The 24,802-nt window shown below is 28.1% G+C and carries 26 protein-coding genes; 7 read left to right on the plus strand and 19 right to left on the minus strand.

Annotated elements, in window-relative coordinates:
* Positions 1 to 31: 31 nt before the first annotated feature.
* The 3 genes from CSPA_RS25890 to yjbM form a co-directional block, all read right to left on the minus strand.
* A complete protein-coding gene (locus tag CSPA_RS25890) occupies positions 32 to 1,117 on the minus strand; it encodes an AAA family ATPase (protein WP_015395376.1) in 1,086 nt (361 codons plus the stop codon).
* A 93-nt stretch (positions 1,118 to 1,210) separates the two neighbouring features.
* Positions 1,211 to 1,990 carry a hypothetical protein gene (locus tag CSPA_RS25895; protein ID WP_015395377.1) on the minus strand — a complete coding sequence of 260 codons (780 nt, stop codon included), beginning with the start codon at positions 1,988 to 1,990 and terminating at the stop codon, positions 1,211 to 1,213.
* Positions 1,991 to 2,090: 100 nt separating this feature from the next.
* On the minus strand, positions 2,091 to 2,882 hold the full coding sequence (yjbM, locus tag CSPA_RS25900; RefSeq protein ID WP_015395378.1) for a GTP diphosphokinase: 792 nt from the start codon (positions 2,880 to 2,882) through the stop codon (positions 2,091 to 2,093).
* Between the two features lie 193 nt (positions 2,883 to 3,075).
* Here yjbM and CSPA_RS25905 point away from each other — a divergent pair, with 193 nt between their 5' ends.
* Complete coding sequence (locus CSPA_RS25905; protein ID WP_015395379.1) at positions 3,076 to 3,759, plus strand: DUF2225 domain-containing protein; 684 nt, start codon at positions 3,076 to 3,078, stop codon at positions 3,757 to 3,759.
* A 32-nt stretch (positions 3,760 to 3,791) separates the two neighbouring features.
* Positions 3,792 to 4,736 (plus strand): methyl-accepting chemotaxis protein, encoded by a 945-nt coding sequence (locus CSPA_RS25910; RefSeq protein WP_015395380.1) that lies wholly within the window; start codon positions 3,792 to 3,794, stop codon positions 4,734 to 4,736.
* Between the two features lie 117 nt (positions 4,737 to 4,853).
* On the opposite strand, the gene CSPA_RS25915 is transcribed toward CSPA_RS25910, so the two are convergent.
* The 5 genes from CSPA_RS25915 to tlp form a co-directional block, all read right to left on the minus strand.
* On the minus strand, positions 4,854 to 5,543 hold the full coding sequence (locus tag CSPA_RS25915) for a metallophosphoesterase (protein ID WP_015395381.1): 690 nt from the start codon (positions 5,541 to 5,543) through the stop codon (positions 4,854 to 4,856).
* Positions 5,544 to 5,602: 59 nt separating this feature from the next.
* Positions 5,603 to 5,860 carry an EscU/YscU/HrcU family type III secretion system export apparatus switch protein gene (locus CSPA_RS25920; protein ID WP_015395382.1) on the minus strand — a complete coding sequence of 86 codons (258 nt, stop codon included), beginning with the start codon at positions 5,858 to 5,860 and terminating at the stop codon, positions 5,603 to 5,605.
* Positions 5,861 to 6,019: 159 nt separating this feature from the next.
* Positions 6,020 to 7,897, minus strand: a complete 1,878-nt coding sequence (locus tag CSPA_RS25925; RefSeq protein ID WP_015395383.1) for a hypothetical protein — start codon at positions 7,895 to 7,897, stop codon at positions 6,020 to 6,022.
* Between the two features lie 251 nt (positions 7,898 to 8,148).
* Positions 8,149 to 9,219 (minus strand): butyrate kinase, encoded by a 1,071-nt coding sequence (gene buk, locus CSPA_RS25930; RefSeq protein ID WP_015395384.1) that lies wholly within the window; start codon positions 9,217 to 9,219, stop codon positions 8,149 to 8,151.
* Positions 9,220 to 9,428: 209 nt separating this feature from the next.
* A complete protein-coding gene (gene tlp / locus CSPA_RS25935; protein WP_015395385.1) occupies positions 9,429 to 9,656 on the minus strand; it encodes a small acid-soluble spore protein Tlp in 228 nt (75 codons plus the stop codon).
* Positions 9,657 to 9,862: 206 nt separating this feature from the next.
* Here tlp and CSPA_RS25940 point away from each other — a divergent pair, with 206 nt between their 5' ends.
* The 4 genes from CSPA_RS25940 to CSPA_RS25955 are packed head-to-tail and all read left to right on the plus strand — an operon-like array spanning position 9,863 to position 10,917.
* Positions 9,863 to 10,051 (plus strand): hypothetical protein, encoded by a 189-nt coding sequence (locus CSPA_RS25940; RefSeq protein WP_015395386.1) that lies wholly within the window; start codon positions 9,863 to 9,865, stop codon positions 10,049 to 10,051.
* Positions 10,052 to 10,083: 32 nt separating this feature from the next.
* A complete protein-coding gene (locus tag CSPA_RS25945) occupies positions 10,084 to 10,356 on the plus strand; it encodes a spore coat protein (RefSeq protein ID WP_015395387.1) in 273 nt (90 codons plus the stop codon).
* A 31-nt stretch (positions 10,357 to 10,387) separates the two neighbouring features.
* Positions 10,388 to 10,597 carry a hypothetical protein gene (locus CSPA_RS25950; protein WP_015395388.1) on the plus strand — a complete coding sequence of 70 codons (210 nt, stop codon included), beginning with the start codon at positions 10,388 to 10,390 and terminating at the stop codon, positions 10,595 to 10,597.
* A 20-nt stretch (positions 10,598 to 10,617) separates the two neighbouring features.
* Positions 10,618 to 10,917, plus strand: coding sequence for a spore coat protein (locus tag CSPA_RS25955; protein WP_015395389.1), 300 nt, complete (start codon positions 10,618 to 10,620; stop codon positions 10,915 to 10,917).
* A 121-nt stretch (positions 10,918 to 11,038) separates the two neighbouring features.
* Here the strand turns inward: CSPA_RS25955 and CSPA_RS25960 are convergent, their stop codons facing one another.
* Together CSPA_RS25960 and CSPA_RS25965 are read right to left on the minus strand one after the other, a co-directional pair.
* Positions 11,039 to 11,323, minus strand: coding sequence for a YciI family protein (locus CSPA_RS25960; protein ID WP_015395390.1), 285 nt, complete (start codon positions 11,321 to 11,323; stop codon positions 11,039 to 11,041).
* Between the two features lie 111 nt (positions 11,324 to 11,434).
* Positions 11,435 to 11,800: a GNAT family N-acetyltransferase gene (locus tag CSPA_RS25965; protein WP_015395391.1), complete on the minus strand. Its 366-nt coding sequence runs from the start codon at positions 11,798 to 11,800 to the stop codon at positions 11,435 to 11,437.
* Positions 11,801 to 11,908: 108 nt separating this feature from the next.
* Here CSPA_RS25965 and CSPA_RS25970 point away from each other — a divergent pair, with 108 nt between their 5' ends.
* Positions 11,909 to 13,252 (plus strand): aminotransferase-like domain-containing protein, encoded by a 1,344-nt coding sequence (locus CSPA_RS25970; protein ID WP_015395392.1) that lies wholly within the window; start codon positions 11,909 to 11,911, stop codon positions 13,250 to 13,252.
* 194 nt (positions 13,253 to 13,446) lie between these two features.
* On the opposite strand, the gene tyrS is transcribed toward CSPA_RS25970, so the two are convergent.
* From tyrS to CSPA_RS26015, 9 genes are all read right to left on the minus strand, one after another.
* The gene (gene tyrS / locus CSPA_RS25975) at positions 13,447 to 14,667 is read right to left on the minus strand and encodes a tyrosine--tRNA ligase (RefSeq protein WP_015395393.1); all 1,221 of its coding nucleotides are present in this window, start codon (positions 14,665 to 14,667) and stop codon (positions 13,447 to 13,449) included.
* 430 nt (positions 14,668 to 15,097) lie between these two features.
* Entirely contained in the window at positions 15,098 to 16,099 is a 1,002-nt protein-coding gene (locus tag CSPA_RS25980; RefSeq protein ID WP_015395394.1) for a LacI family DNA-binding transcriptional regulator, read from the minus strand.
* 56 nt (positions 16,100 to 16,155) lie between these two features.
* Positions 16,156 to 17,307 (minus strand): AlbA family DNA-binding domain-containing protein, encoded by a 1,152-nt coding sequence (locus tag CSPA_RS25985; protein ID WP_015395395.1) that lies wholly within the window; start codon positions 17,305 to 17,307, stop codon positions 16,156 to 16,158.
* Between the two features lie 79 nt (positions 17,308 to 17,386).
* Complete coding sequence (locus tag CSPA_RS25990) at positions 17,387 to 18,469, minus strand: sensor domain-containing diguanylate cyclase (protein WP_026106305.1); 1,083 nt, start codon at positions 18,467 to 18,469, stop codon at positions 17,387 to 17,389.
* A gap of 600 nt (positions 18,470 to 19,069) precedes the next feature.
* Entirely contained in the window at positions 19,070 to 19,942 is an 873-nt protein-coding gene (gene galU / locus CSPA_RS25995) for a UTP--glucose-1-phosphate uridylyltransferase GalU (protein ID WP_015395398.1), read from the minus strand.
* 178 nt (positions 19,943 to 20,120) lie between these two features.
* On the minus strand, positions 20,121 to 21,224 hold the full coding sequence (locus tag CSPA_RS26000) for a Gfo/Idh/MocA family protein (RefSeq protein ID WP_015395399.1): 1,104 nt from the start codon (positions 21,222 to 21,224) through the stop codon (positions 20,121 to 20,123).
* Positions 21,225 to 21,443: 219 nt separating this feature from the next.
* Positions 21,444 to 22,049: a sugar transferase gene (locus CSPA_RS26005; protein WP_015395400.1), complete on the minus strand. Its 606-nt coding sequence runs from the start codon at positions 22,047 to 22,049 to the stop codon at positions 21,444 to 21,446.
* A gap of 105 nt (positions 22,050 to 22,154) precedes the next feature.
* Complete coding sequence (locus CSPA_RS26010) at positions 22,155 to 23,372, minus strand: glycosyltransferase family 4 protein (RefSeq protein ID WP_015395401.1); 1,218 nt, start codon at positions 23,370 to 23,372, stop codon at positions 22,155 to 22,157.
* Positions 23,373 to 23,505: 133 nt separating this feature from the next.
* Complete coding sequence (locus CSPA_RS26015; RefSeq protein WP_015395402.1) at positions 23,506 to 24,762, minus strand: glycosyltransferase; 1,257 nt, start codon at positions 24,760 to 24,762, stop codon at positions 23,506 to 23,508.
* Positions 24,763 to 24,802: the final 40 nt, after the last annotated feature.

The raw sequence follows: 24,802 nt of genomic DNA on the forward strand, positions 1-24,802 counted from the left end.
CTTTAATACTAAACTTCTATATATCAATATTTCAATTAAATATATTAAAAAATGAATCCAAAAATTCTTCTGTCTCCAATAATTGTTTATATACAGTCTTAGAATAATCCCTTTTAATTTCTTTCATTATTCCTAATCTTAGATCTCTAGGATATAAATTAAGAAATTCTGAAAATAACTTTAAATTTTTTTCTATATTGTGAACTTCTAAATATTTCAATGAATTTTTTACTACTATATATAATCTTGAATGACTTTCTTTTTCTATTCTGTCTTTTAATTCAAAGTTTAAAACTTCATTATTAAATATATCTTCTACACTTATCAATGGTTTTTTTAAATTAGTTAGAAAACTACTAAAATCATTTCCAATATCTATTCCTATATTTCCCTTTACAACATTAAAAAATGTATCAAAAGAATATTTCTCCTTATTTCTTAAATAAATATTATAAGCCTTAGATACTCTCTCCCAGCTTCTTGGGGTAGCTTTTATTGTTTCTTCAGAATCTGGAGTATGTAAGTATTCTGGAAAAGTAGATAAAAATTCTATAATATGTTCATGTATATTACCATTATCACTCATTCCCCAGTTAATCCACTCCTTGATATCAGAATCAAGTCTTACCCAAACAAATCTATCCTCCTGAGCTGGATCCATATCTACGACATCATATCTACTATTATAAAATCCCTCATTTTTATTAGAAGGATTCATTGCTGCTATTACCTTAACTTTATCACTTAATATATATCCATTGATTTCTCTATTTAAAATTAAATTCATAAGTTCCTGTGCTACCGCATGATCACATCTATTTAGCTCATCTATAAATAAAATGACATTACGTTTTTCATCATCTTTTAAAACTTTTTGAATTTCCTGTAATTTATTATGGGTTGCATAAATAGTTACCCCATTATCAACTATAGGTAATCCTCCTATTTCTCCTTCTTTCAACAAATTTGCATCTATTGTAACAAGGTAATCTCCATTATCTTTAGCAATCTGCTTAACTAAAGAAGTTTTCCCTACTCCGCTTTCCCCTATTATTAAAGGTACATCATTTGCTGCAACAATTAAATCTACTGTATTTAAACACTCTGAATATTTCAATTTTTCACCTCTATCACAATGTAGAATTCATAATAGCTAGAGTTCTATATAGACAATTATAAATTCTACAATATTGTTCATCTCAAATATATACTAAATTGATAATTTGTAATCCACTAATAATTTTCTAGCCATTTTGCTTCCGTACTCTCTGACAAAATTAATCTTATCCATTTCCAAAATCTCTAATTCTAAAAAGTCTTCAATGTATTTTTTATCAATATCCTTATCTTTAATCTTTTCTTTAAGAACTTCTACAACTAGCTCTACATCAATACTTTCATAAATATATTTTACTACATTTATGTTCTCACTAATAAAAATTTTTATTTCATCTAAATCATAATTAGAAATGTAATTAATTGCTTCTCCATTTTGTTTTATAGCTTTAACTTTTGCCTTTAAACTAGGATTTTTTATATATCTAATTGCCGCATAATAGTTATCTATTGCTGAAAGCTGAACTTTTTCTGAAGGATTTTCTATATATTTAATCGAATCATAATCTTTGGAAACTGCCATAATTTGCAATTCTTCACTTGGATCATTTACATATTGTATGGCCCACCCCTTTGTCCTAACTGCTTCTGCTATAATATCATTACTAGGATTCTTTATAAGTTCCAAAGCATTCCATAAACTTCTAACACACATAATACCAATTTCATTATCAACATCATTGATATACTTTATTGCTAAAGGAGTACTCTTAATAGCTTGTTTTTGAACTTCCTTACTAGGATTCTTTATATATCTGATGTTATTTCCATTAATTTTTACTATGAATAATTCCATTTCTTCATCTACATTCTCTAATTCTGTAATATATTCAGGATTCGTTTTTAACTTCAATAACACTTGTTCTTTATCCATTTCGATCACCTTTTCATTTTATCAATTGCAATGTTCAACTATCAATGATTAATTTTATATGATCACTCATCATTGACAATTTAACATTAAGTATTTATCTTTAATCTCTATATTTTTCTATTTCTCTTTTAACAGAAAAAAGTAAACTATTTAATTCCCAAACTTCACCATCTTCAATTAATTTATTTAATATTTTTTGAAATCTTGACGCTTCTGCTTCTTTACCTAATGAAATTAGTGTAAGCAATGAATTCATTATATTAGAAATTAAATTTGATTTAACTTCAAATAATTTTTGAGCATCTTTAATTTCATCTTTAATTTCTAACATTTCTTCATCTAATCTAAATGCCGCATCCGCAGAACTTTTAAGCTTTTTCTTCAATTCTTCTGGTATATGCTGCTTATACTTATAATTTAAAGAATGTTCGATAGTAGCCCAAAAATTCATTGCCAATGTCCTAATTTGAAATTCTGCTAATATTTCTACTAATCCCTCCGCCATATTTACAGGATATTTAATAATCATATGATAGCTTCTATAGCCACTTTCCTTCACATTTCTTATATAATCTTTTTCATAAAGAATTTGCATATCTTTACGACCTCTTAATATTTCTACGACAGTATCTATATCGTCAACAAATTGACACATTATTCTTATACCTGCGATATCTTCAAGCTCATACCTAATTCTATCTATTGGTATTTCAAATTTGTTTGCCTTTTCTAACATACTTGATACTTCTTTAACTCTTCCAGTTACAAATTCTATAGGTGAATATTCATTTTTTCTTCTATATTCTTTTCTAATTGATTTTAATTTTACTTTTAATTCATCAACTGCTTGCTCATAAGGCATCAAAAAAACCTTCCAATCGTTCATTGCCATTAGTCTCACCCTTTAATAATATGATTTCTCAATATTGTCCTTCTATATTATATCAAAAAGTTTAAATTAAGTGTTAATAATCTAAATAAACATCAAAAAATTAACATAACCTCTTTATCAATTATTTTAATATGATATAATTTATCTATAATAAAATTATAAATCAATGTAGTTTTAATGAGGGGACAAAAAAATGAACGACACTAACATACTAAATCATTTATTTGATAAAAATATAATTTGTCCAGTTTGTGATGCACATTTTAAGGCTAAAACTGTAAAATCTAAATCACCAAGAATTTCTTCTAGAGATTCAGATTTTTTTATACGGTATTCACCAGTTGTAAATCCGTATTTTTACGATGTTTTAATTTGCAATTCTTGTGGTTATGCTGCTATGAGATCAGACTTTGATAATATTAAAACTCACAAGAAGGAACTAGTCTTTAGCAATGTAACTCCAAAATGGAAACCTAGAGTATATCCTGATATTTTGGATGAAAAATTAGCAATTGAGCGTTATAAATTAGCCCTATTAAACGCTGTACTACTTGATCTACAAGATAGTACAAAAGCTATGCTTTCATTAAAAATAGCTTGGATGTATAGATTACTAAATGATAGTAATCAAGAGAAAACATTTTTAACTCAGGCCCTTGATGGGTTTAATGATGCATATTCAAAAGAACTTTTTCCTATCTATGGTTTACAAAGAGATGCTTTTATGTACATGCTTGGTGAATTGAATAGAAAATTAGGAAATACTCAAAATGCATTATTATGGTATTCAAAAACCATTGTCAGCGTAAATTCATCTAATAGAATTAAAGAATTAGCACGTATTGGGAAAGACTTAATAAAAAATGAAAATATTTAAAACTTTTTTTACTTACAAGGGGGAAATATGTCATGAAAATTTTTAAAAATAGTACTACTAATACTTCTAACATTTCTGAACCTTCAAAAAATGAAATCAGTAACAATACTGATATAATTACAAAAGATTTAAGTAATGAATTAGGTGATTTAAAAGCAAAAGCTGATGTAATAAATGATTCTCTTAAAAGTATTTCATCTACCGCATCGTCATTAATATCTTCTGCAGACTCTCAAAACAGAGAATTGCTAAATACACAAAATACATTAAACAGCTTTAGTTCAAATATGGAAAATTTAGCAATTGATATTACAAATGTTCATATCAAGGTATTAGATACAGATAAGTTAGCTGATACTGGATTAGATACAATCGGAAATTTAGATACATCATTGACAGACCTTGAAGAAGCATTCACAGTATCTACTTCAACTGTAAATGCCTTAGTATCAAAATTAGAATCCGTAAACATTATAACTGACTCTATAAGTCAAATAGCAAGTCAAACTAACCTTTTATCACTTAATGCAGCTATTGAAGCTGCTAGAGCTGGTGAAGCTGGTAAAGGTTTCTCTGTTGTAGCAGGTGAAGTTAGAAAACTAGCTGAAAATTCAAAACTTGCAGTACAAAGTATAACTAGTATATTAGACGAAATTAAGGTAGATATTTTAAAAGCTTCTAATGCAATGAACTCTGGTAATTCTGCTTTGACTACTCAACATAATTCTTTACAAGACGCAAAAAGCAGTTTTTCAGAAATAAAAACATCAATTGAAGAAGCAACTGATGAAATCACTACCTGCATCGAACATTTAACAACAGCTTCCATGGAAAAAGACACTGTTATTTCAACTGTTGATAATATTATCAACACTTTCCAAGAAAGTGAAAGCTTATCTAAGGAAATTGCTTCACATGTTCGCACGCAAGAAAATGCTATCGAGGATTTAAATAATTCGGTAAAAAAATTATTATAATGTAAAAAATGAGATATATCACAAACTATTGTGATATATCTCATTTTTATTATTTTAGTAATAACTTATCATTTTTAATAATTAGTACATATATATTAAACACTTGAACTTATAACTTTATAGTATTCTTTTAGGATTAAAATCAAGGTAATCTGCTGATGATAATATATATTCCACACCATCAAAATATCCATCTAATACTTTTCCTAGTAATATAGGGCCATGAAGGTGTCCATATATAACTTTTTTAACTTTATATTCCTTAATTATTTTTGTAAATTCGGATTCTTCAAATTTATCATTTACTGGAGGATAATGAAGCATAACTATTATATTTTCGTATCCATTTTTTTTAGCAGCATCTAGAGAAATCTTCAATCTTATTTGCTCTCTATTGTATATTTTTTCGTCCTTTTCACTGTATTTATCTCCGCTAGGACAAACCCACCCTCTAGTACCACATATAGCATAATCCTCATAGATATAATAATTATTTTGAATAAATTTAGTATTTTCATACATATTATTTAATTTTGAAATACTTCCCCACCAATAATCATGGTTCCCTTTACTTATGATTTTTTTACCAGGCAATTCATTTATCCAATCTAAATCATATTTACTATCTTGCTCTTTCAATGACCAAGATATATCTCCTGCAATAAGTACCATATCTCTTTCTGTAACTTTATCAATCCAATTTTCTTTTATTTTTTTGCAATGATCTTTCCACTTATCACCAAATATATCCATTGGTTTTTCAACATTAAACCCTAGGTGTAAGTCTGAAATGGTATAAAGTGCCACTTAATCCTCACCTTTCTGTCATCTTGAGCATATATAAAGCAAACTCTTATAAGCCCTTCTTATCTCTTCTTATCCAAATCTGTAATAAATGCTATTACATGTGCCACTGCTTCATATAATTCTGTTGGAATTTCATCTCCAATATCAACGTTGCATAATAAATCAGTCAGTTCTTTATTATACACTATCGGAACTTCATTATCTTTTGCAGTTTCTAGTATTTTATCAGCTATATGCCCCATTCCTGCTGCTGTTACTATTGGAGCGTCACTATTAAATTCATATTTTAATGCTGCTGCCTTTTTCCTCTGATTCATTTTTGTACACTCCCACCTAATTATTCAATCAATTCTGTAATGCACAATTAAAGATGAATCAACTCGACTTTATTAGCCATTTATATTTGGAGAATCTTTTATTGTACATGATAGTAGCTTATTACAAACTTTAAAGTGTCAAGAATTAATATATACTAATTATACCTTAATATCAATAGCAGAAATAGTTAAATCATTAAAGAAATTTCTGCAGTTAACTAAATCTACAGGTTTTTCTTTGGTCGATACATGAATATTCACAAATAATCCAAGTGTAGACAACCCATCAGCCAATTTATATTTATTATTATTTATAACAGACGTAAATTCATTTTCACATTTTAAATTAACATCGATTTTATTATTTCTAATAGTTAAATATCCATCTACATCCCCTAAATGTGCAGTTTTAACACTTACAATCATTTTTGCATTAGTAGAATCAATTTTTTTGCCATCTTTTCTGTTATCTTTTATTATTAATTTGCATGGATATTCTTGAAAATTAGCAGTTATAGGCACATTCACATAATAATATTCATCACTAACCGAATTAAATACTTTGATGTCACTGATATTTGCTTTTAATAAATTCATTACCTTCTCATATCCATCTTGTTTTAATTCTGTTTTATCGATTAAATCCTTAACTATGTCTCTTATGTTATTAATCTTATCCTTCATTTCATATACTATTCCATCTTTACCACTTGAATTACTTTTTAACAAAAACTCCTGATTGTTTAATTTACTTACTACATCTTTCATAGCATTATTTTCTACTTCTTTTGGTTGAATAGTATTTGGCATATTTCCTTGATTGTCATCTTTTCTATTTACTAATTCAGTAATTTTCTTATACTCATCATCTGTTAACTTTACTTCTCTACCCTCAATATTACTTAATAAATTTTCTAATTTTGATTTATTAGTTGATTCAATAAGTTTTTCAGCTTGAGTCTTAGGTGTATTATCTGCAATAATATTATCTCCAATTGTATCTTTAATTAATTTTACTATTTCCTTATCATCCAACTTTTCTATTAATGATGTAGGAATATTGCTTTTTTCTGTATTAAGATTAACATTTTCATTTCCAGCTCTTTTTTGAATTAAATCTAATTCACTATCTTCACTTCCTGTTAATGTTCTTAAAACATCTAATACATTTATTTTTTTAGTTAACGGATCATTTTCATTGTAAATTTTTGATGCAAATGCTGTATGAGAATCTACCGTACTTCTAACTACTTCAGAGCCTTTATCAAATAATTTACCATTTATAAAAGATTCATTAATCTTATTTTCTTTTGTTTTATCTGAAAACTCTAAGGAATTCAATGAATTGCTAATTCTCTTAAGAATTTGTTCAATTGTAGCATCTCCTTTAAATACCTTATTAAAACTATTTATATTTTCTTCTGAAAAATCCAAGTTATTTTCTATAAAAGCAAGTATATCCCCAGAAGACATTTTTTTAAATTCGTCAAAAAACTTAGTTAGCACTTCCTTAACAGCTTGCCCCTCAGAACTATCAACAGCTATTCCTTTACTTTGTAGGTATGTTTTAATAAACGAATCTATTTCTTTAGGATTGGCATTAACTTTTTCATTAAATTGAATTAAGCCTTTTATTTCATTTATATTCTCTCTAGTTAAAGATATATTATGTTTAACCATGTTTTTCAAAATATCAATATCATCTTTTGAAAGTCCTTCTTTCTCAATAACTTCTTGGAAGTTCTCGTCTCCACTTACTTCATCATCTACAGTATCTTGTACCAATTTTAATTTTAATTTCCCATTTTCAAAGCCATCTACTTGAAACTTTACTAATTTTAAATCGTCTAAATCAACATTTCCATTAAGCTCTGCAATAAATTGCCATCCATCTGATAATCTTATTGTTATGTCTTTTCCGTTTCCTTTATCAACAACTCTTCCTGTAAAACGCTCTCCTACTTCAAAAGTTAGTTTGCTAGAAATTTTCTTAGTATTTGTATTATATCCATTATTTATATTCCAAATTCCTGGCATATCTTTTTCTCCCCTACTAATTATTACTTCCACTTTATTCTATTATAATTATCGTACGAAAAAAGCACAAATTAACTACGTTTAAAAGTTAATCTTATTGAATATTTATATAAATTTATATTTTATGTATTTAGTTATAAGACATATTCTCATTATATATGTTACAATTGTCAATCTTCAATTATTTAAAACACTTTTGCTTATTTTTAAATTTTAATTGTATTGTAACATACATAACTCCTATCATTAGTCTATTTATAATCTTTTGCTTCTTCTTCCCCATCTAGTACTCTAGTTACTCCTTCAGCTAATGCAAGCATTTCATCTTCTCCTGGGTAGATTACTATAGGTGCTATAAATCTTACCTTTTCACTAATAAAATTTACGATAGGTTTTCCATAAGCCATACCACCAGTTAAAATAATGGCATCTACCTTTCCATTAAGAACTACTGCAGCTGCACCTATATCTTTAGCAACTTGATATCCCATAGCATCGTGAACTAGCTTTGCTTTTTCATCTCCATCTAATGCAGCATTTTCTACGATTCTTGCATCATTTGTATTAAGATAAGCTACAAAGCCACCTTTACCTGTTATTTTCTTTAGTATTTCTTCTAGCGTATATCTGCCACTAAAACACATTCTAGCTAAATCGCCAGCTGGAACACCTCCACTTCTTTCTGGTGAAAATGCTCCTTCACCATCAAGAGCATTATTTACATCAATTATTCTTCCTCTTTTATGTGCTCCTACTGAAACTCCTCCACCCATATGCGCCACAATAACATTAATATCTTCATAATTCAAACCAGATTCCTTTGCATATTTTTTAGCTACTGCCTTTTGATTTAGTGCATGAAAAATGCTTTTTCTTGGCAACTCTGGAATGCCTGATAATCTTGCTATATCATCCATTTCATCAACAACTACTGGATCAACTATAAATGCAGTTTTCCCAATAGAATTTGCAATTTCATTTGCTATAATAGCACCAAGATTAGATGCATGCTCGCCTCTTATACTTTCTTTTAAATCCTTTAACATATTTTCATTTACTCTATATGTTCCACTCAAAATTGGCTTTAAAAGCCCTCCTCTACCTACTATCGCATCTAAATTCTGTATATCTATTTTGTTATTTTCTAATGTTTTTAATATTACTTCTGTTCTAAAGTTTTGTTGATCAAAAATATGTTCAAACTTTCCAATTTCTTCTGCAGAATGTCTTAATGTTTCTCCAAAAATCTCTCTTCCACCATTATACACAGATATTTTTGTTGATGTAGATCCTGGATTTATTATCAATAATTTATAACTCACATATTTTCCTCCTTTAAATTTTATATTATAAATATTCCCATATGTATATATAATTAAACATTTCAAAATTAAAAAGCATATTATATTGTAAGAGAAATTTTATATATACAATTTCCAATCCTTTGAAATAAAAAAAGGCTACGCCAACAAAATTGGTTTCGCCAATTAAATAAATAATTAATTATTAATAACTCACCTTATTAAACGCCTTACTTATATCCCTTCTCTTTATCCAAAGCTTCATCTTTAATTTCTTTTCTCATAGCCTCTAGAGCTTCCTCTCTTCTTTCATTCTTTTCTTCTAATGTTTGCTTCATTTTAGAGTCATCTGTTTTAGCTATCATTTCATCGGCAAGTTCACAATTTAAAATTGTTTTATCAATATTATATTGAATTCTATCCACATTGTCTCTTCTATCATCTGGTTTGTTCTTCATAATATCATATCTCCTTTTCTACTGTAATTTTGTTTTTTAATTTGAAACTACAAGAAATTATATTTTCATAGTCATGAACTTTTCTTTTGTATTATGCTCAAACAAATAATTTATTATGTAGAATCATTTAATTTTCAATTACATTTATTTGCCACACATTAATAAGTTTACGAGTGTAATACTAATACAGTTAGGAGGTGATGATTATGAATGGAAATTTAGCCCCACATGAAGCAATTGAGGTCAGAGAATACATAAGTCAAGAGATGTTAGATATAAAAAAAATTAGTGCGAGCATAAATATGGTTAATGATGCTGAATTAAAAAATTATATGCAGGATTCAATAGCATCAAAAAAAACTGCTTTGCAAAACATACAGTCCTCATTATCTTAAAAATATTTTTAAATAGAAAGGAGTAATTCTAAATGCCACAAAATAGTACTACCTTAACAGAAAAGGACATTGCACTTGACTTAATTACAAGTTCAAAGACAACAATAACAACCTTATCTAAAACATTAACAGAAGCAACAAATCCACAACTAAGGGAAACTCTAAAAAACCAACTCACTGCTTGTGTCAACTCTCATTACAGACTTTCAGATATATCAATTAATAAAGGTTGGTACAATGCTCATCTAGATGCAGAGCAGCAATTACAACAAGATTTATCAACTATCAACTCTATTACTCAATAATTATCACATATATTACATCGGAGGTGAACTCATGAATAACAAAAATAACCTAGCACCCCATGAAATGCTTGAATTAAGAGAATTAATGGATTCAAATATTGTTGGTGTAAAAAAATTACAGGCTAATATGAAGATGATTGAAGATGATGAATTAAAATCTTTTATGGAACATTGTCTAGATAGCAAAAAAGAAAATATAAATTCTGTTCAAAATTTCATTGAAAGCAATTTTAATATTTAATATAATAGGAGGTTTCCACTATGTCTTTTTTAGATAACTTATTTGGAAATGATAATGCCGCACTAACAGAAAAAGATATCGCTCAAGATATACTCAAAGATTCAAAATTTGCTGTAACATCATTAGCTTCTGCTGCAGCAGAAGCAATTAATCCTGAACTTAGAGATATGTTAAGAACTCAATTAGATAAAGCTGTAAGCGATCATTTTGAATTATCAGATATGATTGTAGATAGAGGCTGGTATCCTGCCAAGGATGAACCTATAGAACAGCTTAGAAATGAATATGAAATTTCTCAAAAATTAAGTGAAAATTCTTAATAAAAAGAGAAATAATTGACACAGCTTTTACAGTTTACAGTTATCAATTGAAGTAGAAATCCCTAACAGGATTTCCCCCCTCAACTGTAAACTGTACATTGTTAACTGCAAATATATGCCCCTAAATAAATTCTTCAAAACCATCTTTATATTTCGTTGGTATAAATTCTATTATTTCATATTTAGCTATATCCTTCTTATAAAAAGGATCTTCCTTAATTATTGAATTTATTTCTTCTTTATCTTTCCCACAAGATAATATTATTCCTCCGGTTCTTGGATTTTGCCTTCCTGAACATATAAATTTATTCAATGAATAATATTTTTCTAGAAAAACAACATGGTCGTCCAAATATTTTTCAACTTCCTCCATAGATTTTTGATATCTTAAAATTACTAGAAACATATAGTTACCCTCCTCAACTATTCTTATTTATTTCTTCTAAAATCATAATTCTTTTATAAAATCCATATTTTTCATAAAATCTTAATACTTCTTCATTCCCATCTATAACACCTATTCTCCTTGTTTTGCTTTATTTTTATATAACCATTCCAGAGCATTTTTCATTAATTTATCTCCTAAATCTAATTTACGGTATTCATAAGCCACAAAAATCGAATCTATTTCTCCTTCTAATCCTTTATTTATACTACTAATACAATATCCTACATACATTTCTGCTTTCTTTATTAGAGCTATGTTAACACCTAAAACAGTGTCATTTAGAAATTTCTCCTTTCTAGCTTCAAAATTAAAACTTTTATATCTATTCTTAAAATAATTTGATTGTTTCTCATGCTGCTTATTTAATTGTTCCCATAATGGTTTGACTAAATCTAGTAATTCTGCTCCACCACTTTTTAATTCAAAATCCTCCATAGTTATTTCCCCCCCAAAAAATATATGTGCTACAATTAAAGTGTAAATCAGTACAAAATTCAATTCAATAATTGAAAAATGAAATTGTACTAGTACACGAGGTGAATCATGAGTAAATATGAAGCTATAATCAATTTTATTAATTATGAAATTAACAACAAAAATATTACATATGGTGAAAAAATGCCAACAATTAGAGAATTATCAGAAAAATTCAATTGCAGCAAGCAAACCGTTGTCCATGCTTATGAAATAATGCAAAAAAATCATATAATTTATTCTAGACCTCAAAGTGGCTATTATTTAATTGATAAAAAAGAACTTTATATAAATGATTTTAATAAAATTATAGACTTTTCATCTGGTTCTCCTGATGAAAGCATTCTAGATTATAAAGAATTCCAGCATTGTTTAAATCAAGCTATAGAGATACACAAAGCTACTCTTTTTAATTATTCTTCTCCTAAAGGACTTCCTGATTTAATTTTTACTTTAAAAACATATTTTGAAAATTATCAGATATTTTGTTCTTTAGACGACATTTATATTACATCAGGTTCTCAGCAAGCTATCAATATACTCTGTAGTATGCCTTTTCCCAATGGAAAAAGTAATGTACTTGTTGAACAGCCAACTTATCACGGTACTTTAAAAGCTTTAGAAACGACTAAAACTCCAATAATTGGGATTGAAAGAAAGTTTGATAGTCTAGACCTAAAAGAACTAGAAAAAAAATTCGCATATGGAAATATTAAATGTTTTTATACAATTCCTCGTTTTAGTAATCCTCTTGGAATAAGCTACACAAATAATGAGAAAAAACAAATCATAATGTTAGCTGAAAAATATGATGTTTATATTGTTGAAGATGATTATCTTGCTGATTTAGAGATTAAAAACAATTCATATCCAATGTATTATACTGATACATCATCTAAGGTTATATATATTAAAAGTTTTTCAAAGATACTCCTCCCGGGCCTTAGAATTGCAGCTGTCGTACTTCCAAAACTTTTAAGAAATACATTTGAAGAATATAAGAAATGGACAGATTTAAATACCTCTGTTTTATCTCAAGGTGCTTTGGATATTTATATAAAAAGTGGAATATTTAATTCTAATAATAAGACAATAAGAACAACATATTCTGAACGAATGGATGCGTTACGGAAAGTTTCAAGTGAAATTATACTTCCACAAATAAAATGGCACATACCAGACACTGGATTCTATTCGTGTATTGAATTTTTAAATAATATAAATATTGATTGGCTGATTAAGGAATGTGATAAAAAAGATATTCTTATAAAAGGGATGGATAATGCTTATTTAAAAGATTATTTTAATGGTGATATTTTAAAAATAAGTGTTGGAAATTGCAGTACATCAGATATAGAAAATGGAATACACGAACTTTTGAAAATAATTCAAATTTATTATAATAATATTTAACAAATTGAATACAGGCAGTCCCCTAAAGCACTGCCTAATTAAATTTTATTTTCTTAAGATAAAATTCAATTTTTTTACAAAGCCTCTGAAAGTATAATATAGTTTAAATGTAGTTTTTAAACCTTTTTATTAATTTAAATAATAAAACCCTCACAATACTTTATGTATTGCCAGGATTTTATCTAGAATAAGGTCTATTTCACTTCAATTTTATTATAATTTTTCTTACCTCTCTTTATTAAGGCACTTCCATCTTGGAAATCTGCTTCTTCTAAAGCTCGTGTCATTTCTATAACTTTTTCACCATTAATTGATAATCCACCTTGTTCAATTAATCTTCTAGCTTCTTTTTTAGATGGAACAATTTTAGTGCTTGCCAGAATATCTAAGATCGGTAGTCCAATCTCTTCTTTGCTTATTGTTACAGTTGGAACATTTGACATGTCAGCTCCACCTGCAAATAATGCAACAGCTGCTTCTTCTGCCTTCTTAGCCTCTTCTTCACCATGAACAAGCTTTGTTATTTCATATGCAAGTACTTTCTTGGCATTATTTATTTCAGCACCTTCAAGAGTTCCTAGTCTTCTTACTTCATCCATTGGTAAGAATGTTAATAAAGCTAAGCATTTTTCAACATCAGCATCATCTACATTTCTCCAATATTGATAAAAATCATATGGTGAAGTTTTTTCTGGATCTAACCATAATGCTCCTCCAACAGTTTTACCCATCTTTTGACCTTGGCTATTTGTAAGTAATGTACAAGTCATAGCCATAGCTTCACCTTGAGCTTTTCTTCTTACAAGTTCAACACCTGCAATCATGTTAGACCATTGGTCGTCTCCACCAAGCTGCATCTTACAATTATATTTTTGATTTAATTCATAAAAATCATATCCTTGCATTAACATATAGTTAAATTCTAAAAATGATAATCCTTTTTCTAACCTTTGCTTAAAACATTCAGCTGACAACATTCTGTTTACTGAAAAATGCACTCCAACTTCTCTTAAGAAATCAACATAGTTAAGGTTTAATAACCAGTCAGCATTATTAGCAAGTATTGCCTTACCATCTGTGAAGTCTATAAATCTTTCCATTTGTTTCTTTATACTATCAACATTATGCTGAATATCTTCTTTGGTAAGCATCTTTCTCATATCAGTCTTACCACTTGGATCTCCAACCATAGCTGTTCCACCACCAATTAAAGCTATTGGTCTATGTCCTGCTTTTTGCATATGTGCCATGAACATCATAGCAATAAAATGTCCAACATGCAAACTATCTGCTGTTGGGTCAAAGCCTATATAAAAAGTTATCTTCTCATTTTCCAATAACTTTCTTGTTTCTTCTTCATGAGTAAATTGTTTTATGTATCCTCTTTCTAATAGCTCATCTAATACGCTTGCCATTATAGTACCTCCTAAAAATCTTCTTACTAACACAGTATAATTCAATATATATATATAATTATACTGTTGTATTACTTTTTGATTATGCGTTAATAACTTTCCAGTATTTTAATCACTTACTATAGTATATCCTCAACCTTAACTTTTGGCAACAATTGAAAACAGTTAAGGGGTCTGCACTTATAAAAAGAGTGGCTATGCCACAATACGGAACTATTATTAAACTTGAAACTTATTAAGATTAAGATATTCTGAAGGAATATCCTCATTAATCATTCAATATTCAATATTCATCATTAACTCATAACTCATAACTGATTTAAAGTTCCGTATTGCATAAATGATCCGTATTGCAGCATAGCTGCTCTCTTCATAGGTGCATAGCTGCTCTTTTTATATAAGTTCCGTTGTTGCAGAATAGCTGCTCTTTTTATATGTGTATGTCTCTAATAGAATTTCCAATTGATAATTTTGATTCTATATATATTTTTTTGCCTATTATTTCGCTCTCTCCATTTATTAGTTTCATCAATAATTCTATTCCTAATTTAGCTATTTCCCCAATTGGCCTTATAACAGTAGTTATACTAGGAGTTATAAATTTTCCTATTTCATTTCCATCAAATCCCAATACAGAAATATCATCAGGTACTTTTAATCCATGATCTGTAATAGCCTTTATTGCTCCTGTTGCCATTTCATCGTTAAATGCAAATATAGCTGTAAATTTTTCTTTTCCATTAAGAATTTTTTTAGTTACCAAATAACCACTTTTTACACTAAAATCTCCGTGTAATATTAATTTTTCATTTAATTTAATATTATATTTTTCTAACGCTTCTAAACACCCATCTCTTCTCATTTTGGTTGAATAAAATCTTTCTGGTCCTTCAATTATTGCAATATCCTTATGACCATTAATTATTAACTCTTCTACACCTCTAGAAGTCCCTATCTTTTCATCTGTATACACATTAATGACTTTATGACTTACTTTCCTATTAATAACAACAACAGGTATTTTTTTATCTATAATCTCTTCAATAAACCCATCATCACCTTTTTTTTGACTTAAAACTAATATTCCATCATAATTTTTTGGACTTATTGTATTTTCTTCATGCATATCAATACCTTTAACAATTACATTATACTTTTTATCCATATTTCTATATACATTATTTATTACACTTTGAAATACGAATGGTGAAGTTCCATTATCAATAGTTGAAAAAAATACACCTATATTGTAAGCTTTATCTATTTTCAAGCTTCTAGCATTCATATTGGGAATATAATTTAATTCTTTAGCTACTTTAAATATTTCTTCTTTAGTTTTCTCACTAACAGCTTTCGATCCTGTTAACGCCCTAGAAACTGTTGAATGAGATATATTAAGTACTTTTGCTATATCCTTGATAGTTGTCGTCATCTTTTTCCTCCAAAATCTTTATAAATCATTTTTTAATTGTAACAAAAATAATACTACTAAGGATTTGTACCCGCTCCTGGTAATATTACCTTAAAACTATGCTCCACTCTTGAATTTACAAACTTAACTTTACCATATCCTATAAATGCATTTTTAATAATCGAAAATCCTCTTCCACTATTTAAAAACCTCTTTTTATCATCTAAGGAAATCAATTTTTCATATAGCCAAATATTTCTTTTATTATAGTTTGTTCTTTCCCCTTTAATGTTTTCATCAATAAATTCGCCAGGACTTGAAATTATAATTTTATTTTTATCTATTATTATTTCAATAATCTTATTTAAATCAAAATACTCCCTATATAATACTGCATTTTTTACTGCTTCAATTACAGCCTCTATTGGATAATCTTCAGGTAATATTTGTCTTACTTTTTCTTCAGCTTGATCTATCATATATAAAAGGTTTCCTTGAATTACATGTAACTCTTCATTAATATCATTTAGTTTATTAATAATTTTTATCATATTATTAGGTATATATAGATAATTTTTATCAGAAAAAACAAGCAATCCTCCATAAGTACATTTAAGTTGGGATTCATCCTTATGCTCAAATGCTATTCCTGCGCTTAATAATAAAAACTTTCTGTTTTCTTCAGTAATTTCTATTCCTTTCTTATTAAAATATTTATTTATTAGTTCCATATTCAATATATCTATTCTGCTATGAATTAGTGGACAAGTTTCAATGGTTAAACTGAGATTCTCTTCAAATAATGCAATTAATTCTTGCTTTCTCATTACATCAGTTGTGGAACCTCTTCTAATATAGAATGCACCATTTTCCCTTACTTGGTATGGCTTTTGCCCTCCATCATATATAGATATCACACCAATTATTTTATTTTCAATATTAATGAAATCTACTTTTATTGGTATTGGCGGCTCACACCTTGTTGATATAATTTGCTGAATTTGTTCTTCTTTAAACAAATCTTCGTCTTCTAAGCCTACAATTTTTTTAGTTTTGTCTTCAATTCCAACAATTATATATCCTCTTCCACCATTTGAATTAGCAATGGCACATATATCCTTAGTTAACTCTTTTTTTCCTGTTTCATAATAAAGTTCTAATTTTAACTTAAAATCTAACTTTATACCTTCATCTTTCTTAATAAGTGATAGTAATTTTTTACTATCCATATCATTATCCTCCTAAAATATTATTATAATTTTAAAGATAAAAAAAGCACTCTTATTAAAATAAGCATGCTTTATATAATTATGATTCAAATACATGTCCGCTTAATACTTTATTCTTCCCACTTTTTTTAGCCTTATATAGTAAATCGTCAGCTTTACTTATAAGTTCGTTTAAATCAGTCCCATTTAAAGGGAAAAATGATATTCCAAAACTAGCTGTTACTGATTTATATTCGCCATTTATTTCTACTTTATCTCCTTGAAGAATTGTTCTTATTGCTTCAACTTTATCATAAACATTTTCCTCATCTATATAGTTTGAAATATACAAGATAAATTCCTCTCCACCATATCTTGCCAAAACGTCATTTTGAGCTATACCACTTTTAACAACCTTCGCTGTGTTAATTAAGATTTTATCTCCAAATTGATGTCCATAAGTATCGTTTATTTTCTTAAAATCATCAATGTCTATCATTACAATTGCAAATTTTTCAGTTAGTTTTTTACATTCATTTTTTTCCAAATATTCAAAAAAATACTTTCTATTATATATTCCAAGTAGCGAATCTCTCTGATTCATCTTTTCCAATTGTTTATATAACATAGAATTTTCTATAGCTATAGCAATTTGGTTTGCAATTGATCTAAGAAATATTTTTAACTCCATGGTCATAAACTTATAAATGTTATGTTCTACAACTATATATCCTATAAACTTATCCCTCAATATAATTGGTGACCCCATAATTGAATGTATATCAGTTTTATGTTCCCCTGTTTGCTTTAAAACTCTTCTTGAATTAATTAAAAATTCTTCTCCTTTATTTATGTGCACATACTCATTTGAAGTCAATTTTATATTCATATTCTCAATATTACTAGCTTTAACGATTAATTCACCGTTTTCAATTAAAAATATGGTTGAATATGTAACCCCTAATATTCCTACTATCATATCGTTAATCATAGATATCAAGCTATCACTACTAAAAAAAGTATTTATATATTTACTTACTTCAATTATATTAGATAAAGAATCTATACTCTTTTCTAGCCTGATATTTTTTTCATTTAATTCTTGAATATGTTGTTCTGAAAACTTTTGATAAGTTTCATATTCCATTTTTAAAGAATTATATTGTTTCTCATAATCCTGCACGCGTTCCCACCATCCTCTAACCATAAATACTTCATGATTATTCAACAACTCCTATTACAACCATACTTATACCTATTATAATTATAATACAATTCATAGCATAATTGAATAAAATTATTTCATGCTCCTTGGGAGATCAATAAATAATAAAAAAATCATTACATAAAATGAATTTCAATATAAATTTAGGATAAACTAATAGTGCAATTTTTTTACAAGGAGATAAAATAATGAGATTTATACAATGGCTTTTAAGTGTGTTTATATTTATATTAATTTGTATATTATTTATACAATTTGGTAATTCAATACTAAATTTAATATTAGTAACATCATTCATTATCTTTGGTGTAAAATTTTTAATTCAAAGGTATATTAATCACTATTAATTTTATGATTATTCTTATCTAAAAATCCCTAAAATTTGTTGAATTGATTTAATATAATTATAACAAACTTTGAATTCAAACACCAATTTTCAATATTAATAAAAAATAAATGCAAAGTGACCATATATTTTTAAGTCACTTTGCACAAAATTAATGAATTAACTAATACTTATACTTTATTTTCTAAAAACTTATTATAACTTTGTGAATGTTATAACTTTTCCCATGACTTAGAGTTTAAATAACCTAAAACTTCTTCACGAAGCTCATCTTTCTTTAGTGCAAATTCTACAGTTGCTTGTAAAAATCCAAATTTATCTCCAACATCATACCTTTTGCCTTCAAAATTATAAGCATACATTGCTTCTTTAGAAATTAGTGTCTTTAATGCATCTGTTAGTTGAATTTCTCCACCTTTTCCAGGCTTAGTATTCTCTAATATATTAAATATTTCTGGAGTTATAATATATCTTCCTAATATTGCTACATTACTTGGAGCTTCTTCCTTTGCAGGCTTTTCAACTAAATCTTTTACTTTATATACTCTATCTTCTATATGAATTCCATCTACTATTCCATATTTAGAAACATTTTCTTCTGACACAGTTTGAACTCCCAATATAGTTGTTTTATACTCACTAAAACAATCAATTAATTGTTTTAAACAAGGAGTTTCGCTATCAACTACATCATCTCCTAATAAAACTGCAAATGGTTCGTTTCCAACAAAAGTTTTAGCACAATGAATTGCATGCCCTAATCCCCTTGGTTCTTTTTGCCTTATATAATGTATATCAACCATATCAGAAATATCTCTTACTAGTTCAAGCAATTCTGCTTTTCCTGATTTCTCTAATTCTAGTTCTAATTCTATAGATTTATCAAAATGGTCTTCTATAGATTTCTTATTTCTACCTGTAATAATTAAAATTTCTTCAATCCCAGATGCTACTGCTTCTTCAACAATATATTGAATTGTTGGCTTATCAACTATTGGAAGCATTTCCTTTGGTTGTGCTTTAGTTGCTGGTAAAAATCTTGTTCCAAGACCTGCTGCTGGGATAATAGCTTTTTTAACTTTCATGGCTTCTCTGATCCCTCCATTTTTTATTTTTATCAAATATCAATTATCCATAGTTAATTACTCCATAAGCATTGATAATTGATACTTAAATATGCTTAATTCTTATTTTAGATATCCGTATAAGAACATATATGATTACCTTATAGTATATCTATTATTAATATTATATCCAATAAAATTATTTTCTTCCTTTAAAACTATCTTTCATATCTAATGTCTTAAAATCATTAAAAGGAAATTGTACTGGCATTCCTGTTTTTCTTGACTTATATGCAGCTAGTATTATTGACATAGCTTTTTTACCTTCTTCTCCTGATACTAATGGTTCTCTGTCTTCATTTATTGCATCAATTACATCCTTAAATAAAGGTGTATGTCCTTCACCATAAACATTGTCTATTTTAACATTTACTAATTTTTTAGTGGCTTCTTCGTCTTCACCTTCAAATCTCCATGTTTCAAGTTCATTAACTGCAAGACCTCCAATAGATACTGCTCCAGTTTCTCCAAATATACTTAAAGTTTCTTCGAGATTCTTAGGATATACACATGCTGATCCTTCAACAATTCCTATAGCTCCATTTTTGAATCTTATTACTACAGCTCCAAAATCTTCTGCTTCTATATCTCTTAAATATGTATCACACTCAGCATAAACTCTTTCAACTTCTCCACCCATCATCCATTGAAGCAAATCAATATTATGGATACATTGGTTCATAAGAGTACCACCATCTAAAGCCCATGTTCCTCTCCAAGGTGCTTGCTCATAATATCCCATATTTCTATTCCAAAGTATTCTTGCTGTACCATTAATTAATCTTCCAAATTTATTTTCTTCTATTGCTTCTCTTAATTTTTGTATTGGCTTATTAAATCTATTTTGATGACAAACTCCAAGCTTAACATTGTTTTCTTTTGCGACTTTTATCATCTCATTAGCATCATCAATAGACATAGCCATTGGTTTTTCAACTAATGTACTTGCCCCTTTTCTCATAGAATGTATAGCAATTTCTGCATGATATCCACTTTCAGTAGCTATTGTTACTACATCTATCTCTTCCTTTTCTAACATTTCTTTATAATCTGCATATGCATTTACAGATTCTTCTGTTACTCCAGTTTTCTCTATATATTCTTTCTTCTTTGCTTCAGCTTTTTCTAAAATAACATCACAAGTTGCAACTAATTCAGCCTCTTCATTGTTCTTTACTAAAGCTTCAACATGTTTATAAGAAATTCTTCCACAACCTATAATAGCAAATTTTAATTTTTTCATAACTCTTTACCTTCTCCCACTATATTTATAATTTCCCAACTAACTGTTAACTATTTTAAGTTCCGTATTGCAGCATAGCTGCTCTCTTTATAGGGGCATAACTCTTTACCTTCTCCCATTATATTCATAAATTCCAAACATTATAACATTCACACCACTCACAACTGTAAATTGCCCACAGGGTACCCTAAAGGGCATAAACTGTGCACTGTAAACTGCCTAAATGCATTTTATTATTGTTTTAAGTATTATATAAATATCTAAAAATATGTTGTTTTTATTTATGTATTCTAAATTCAAGGCTAGTTTATCTGGCATAATTGTATTTATATAAAATTCATCTGGATTCTCTACTTCTCCAAGCAAATCATTCTCATCTCTATATCTAATAGACGCTAAATCTGTTATACCAGGTTTCACTTCTAAGACTCGTATTTGTTCTTCATTATATAGTTTAACATATCTAGGTACTTCTGGCCTTGGCCCAACCAGGCTCATATCACCTTTAAATACATTTATTAGCTGTGGTAATTCATCAAGTTTATATTTTCTTAAAAATGCGCCTATTTTAGTAATTCTACTATCATTTCCAACAGTTATTTGTCTTCCTAATTTTTCAGCATCAACAACCATAGTCCTAAATTTAAGAATTTCAAATTCCTTACTTCTTTCACCTACTCGTATTTGTTTGAAAAATACTGGTCCATCTGAACCTGTTTTTATTCTTATTGCAATTACTAATAAAACTGGACTTAACACAATAAGTCCTAAAGTAGAGCATATTAAATCAAATATTCTTTTAACTATTTTGTTAAATTTATTCATATATCTACCCCTAAAAGTTATTTATAATATTTTAATATATTACCTATTTTACAACACTTTAATCAATTTTAATTGAATTCTCGTATTTCTTCATAAAATTTTAAGTTATTTCAAAGCCTCTAAGAACTTTTCTGCTAATCCATGATAAGTATGATTTTCTAATACATAATCTGTTCCATTTTGTCCTAATTTGCTTTTTTCTTCTTCACTTAAGCCTTTAATTTTCATTACTGCCTCTACAACTGCATTAGCATTTTCTGCTGGAACTGTAATTCCGCAATTAGAATCTTTAACAGGGTCATTTGATGCTTCTACAGCATAAATTACAGGTCTTCCAGCCATCATATAATCAAATAACTTATTAGGGCTCACTCCATAATTAAATAAGTTTTGTTTTTTCAAGCCTATATAACATATATCTAATAATTGTAATACATTATCCATATTATCTTTAAGTACTGGGTCCAAAAATTCAACATTCGTAACATTATTGCTTTTTGCATATTCAATCAGTTTGTCTTTTACGTTTCCATTTCCAACCATTACATATTTTACTTTTTCATCACTTGTTTGCTTAGCTGCATCGATCATTGTATCTAAAACATTAGCAGGTGAATGATTTCCAGTATAGCCTACTAAAAAATAACCCTGCTCTTTTAGTTCTTTTAATCTTTCAATAGTAGTTTCCATTGGTGCAGTTTTCTTCTCACCAACTATTATTCCATTTGGAACATGGACATAGTTATCAGTTTTAAATCCTCTATCTTTCATATGCTTATCTGCATTTGGTAAAATCGAAATAATCTTATCACAATTTTTAAAGGCAAAATCCTCTGCTCTTTGAAGTATTACTATAGCAGGATTATTTTTAGAATACCCCCCAATTTCCATTGGTGTTAATGGCCATAGATCATGAATTTCAAAGAAAAGCTTACCTTTAGATCTCTTTGCTATTCTATGTGCTGGATATATATCTAACGGATAAGTTGAAGAAGCTATTACTGCATCTGGTTTGTACTTATCAGCAATCTTCTTGTAATTCATTCTTAATTTAAACATAAAAGTAGATATGTTCTTTATTCTTCCAACACCATTTCCATGGTATTCAGGAGTCTTAACCCATACATATGTAATTCCATCTATTATTTCTTCTTGGAAATCCTCTTGTACTTGAGGATTTTTCTTTCTTAAATGAGAAAAGTCAGCGCCTAGAATAGTAACTTTATGTCCCATTTGAACCCATTCTCTTCCCATATAATAAGGTCTAAATTCCATCCCATGATAATCAGACCCTGCATAGTGATTTATAAGTAAGATATTCATCTTAATTTTCTCCTTTTCAAAGCTCAATGCTCAACTGTCAATTATCAGTTGCCAATGGTCAATTGAGCTATAATGTATTTTTTGACTTATGAAAGTTTATTTACTGGTAATTTCTCAATTTCATTAAAATATATTACTTGATTTCTTTTATTTGTTGTGCAAAACGCGCAAAATTTCTTTCAGCACAAAAGCTCTCCACCCATAAATTACGGCATCTTTCTCTAAATGCTTGCCTTTCTTCATTGTTTAACAGAACCATATATTTAATCTTCTTTCCAAGTTCTTCAACTTTGAAATCTGCATCTATTAATATTCCTGTGTTCATATCTCTTACGATTTCAGAAGTTCCCCCTACATTAGTAGCAATAGTTGGAATTCCAAAGGAACAAGCTTCCATAATACTAACTGGTAACCCTTCTGAGCTACTCGTATTTATAAATAAGTCTACAGGTTCTTTTTGATAATACTTCATCAAATCAATATTTTTAATTCCACCTGGAAAGCTTACCTCCATAAACCCTAAATTCTCACTTGCATATGCCTTAAGATCTCCTAATCCATCTCCAGCTCCAAAATGTGTCCATCTTAACTTCAGGCCTGAATCTTTTAGTGTTGCTAAAGCTTTCGCTAATAAATCCATACGTTTTACTGGACTAATATGACAGCAGCTTACTATATGAAATACATGCTCTTCATCAACTGATTTAATTCCGTGATCCTTACTTCCCAAGTATCCAACTTCTATTTTATTATTATAACCATTATAAAGATTCTTTAAATAATCCATTCCATTTTTAGAACAGGTATATACCTTATCTATGTTCTTTAATAAGTATTCTCTAAGCGGTAAATAATTCATAGAATTTCTATAAGTATAAATATCATAGCCATGAGCTCTGCTTATGGCAGCTTTTTTGTTAAGCTTAAAGTAATCCTTAAGTTTAATTGCTACTAAAGCTGTATCATAAAACCAATAACTATAAAAAATAACCTTGTTATATTGAGATAAATTACATTGATTTAAAATATCCTTTGCTTCTTCAAACACAGCATTGGACTTTGAAATGAAATAAGTTAAATATGCCCTTTTCTTTAATGAGCCCTTAATTTCTATGCGTTCTTTCTCTGAAATATACCCATTATAATTAGAGAACGGAAATAACTTTATAGCATTAATAGGTAAACTACGCTTAATTTTAGACGCCTTAATTCTAAGTATTTCAAAATTTTCAGGCGTAGTTCGTGTTTGAACTGCACTATCAGCTGTACTAGTTGCGATTATTATAACTTTCTTAAAATTTTCTGAAAGCATTAAAATCTCATCTTCTATAAATTCTTCTCCCTTATCAAATGGGAAAACTTTAGTTAACATTACTAGGCAATCGTTCATCTTTTCCTCCTAATTAGTTAAAGTTTCAATAATCAGTTGT

Origin of the sequence: Clostridium saccharoperbutylacetonicum N1-4(HMT), from assembly GCF_000340885.1 — a bacterium.
Lineage (GTDB): Bacteria > Bacillota > Clostridia > Clostridiales > Clostridiaceae > Clostridium > Clostridium saccharoperbutylacetonicum.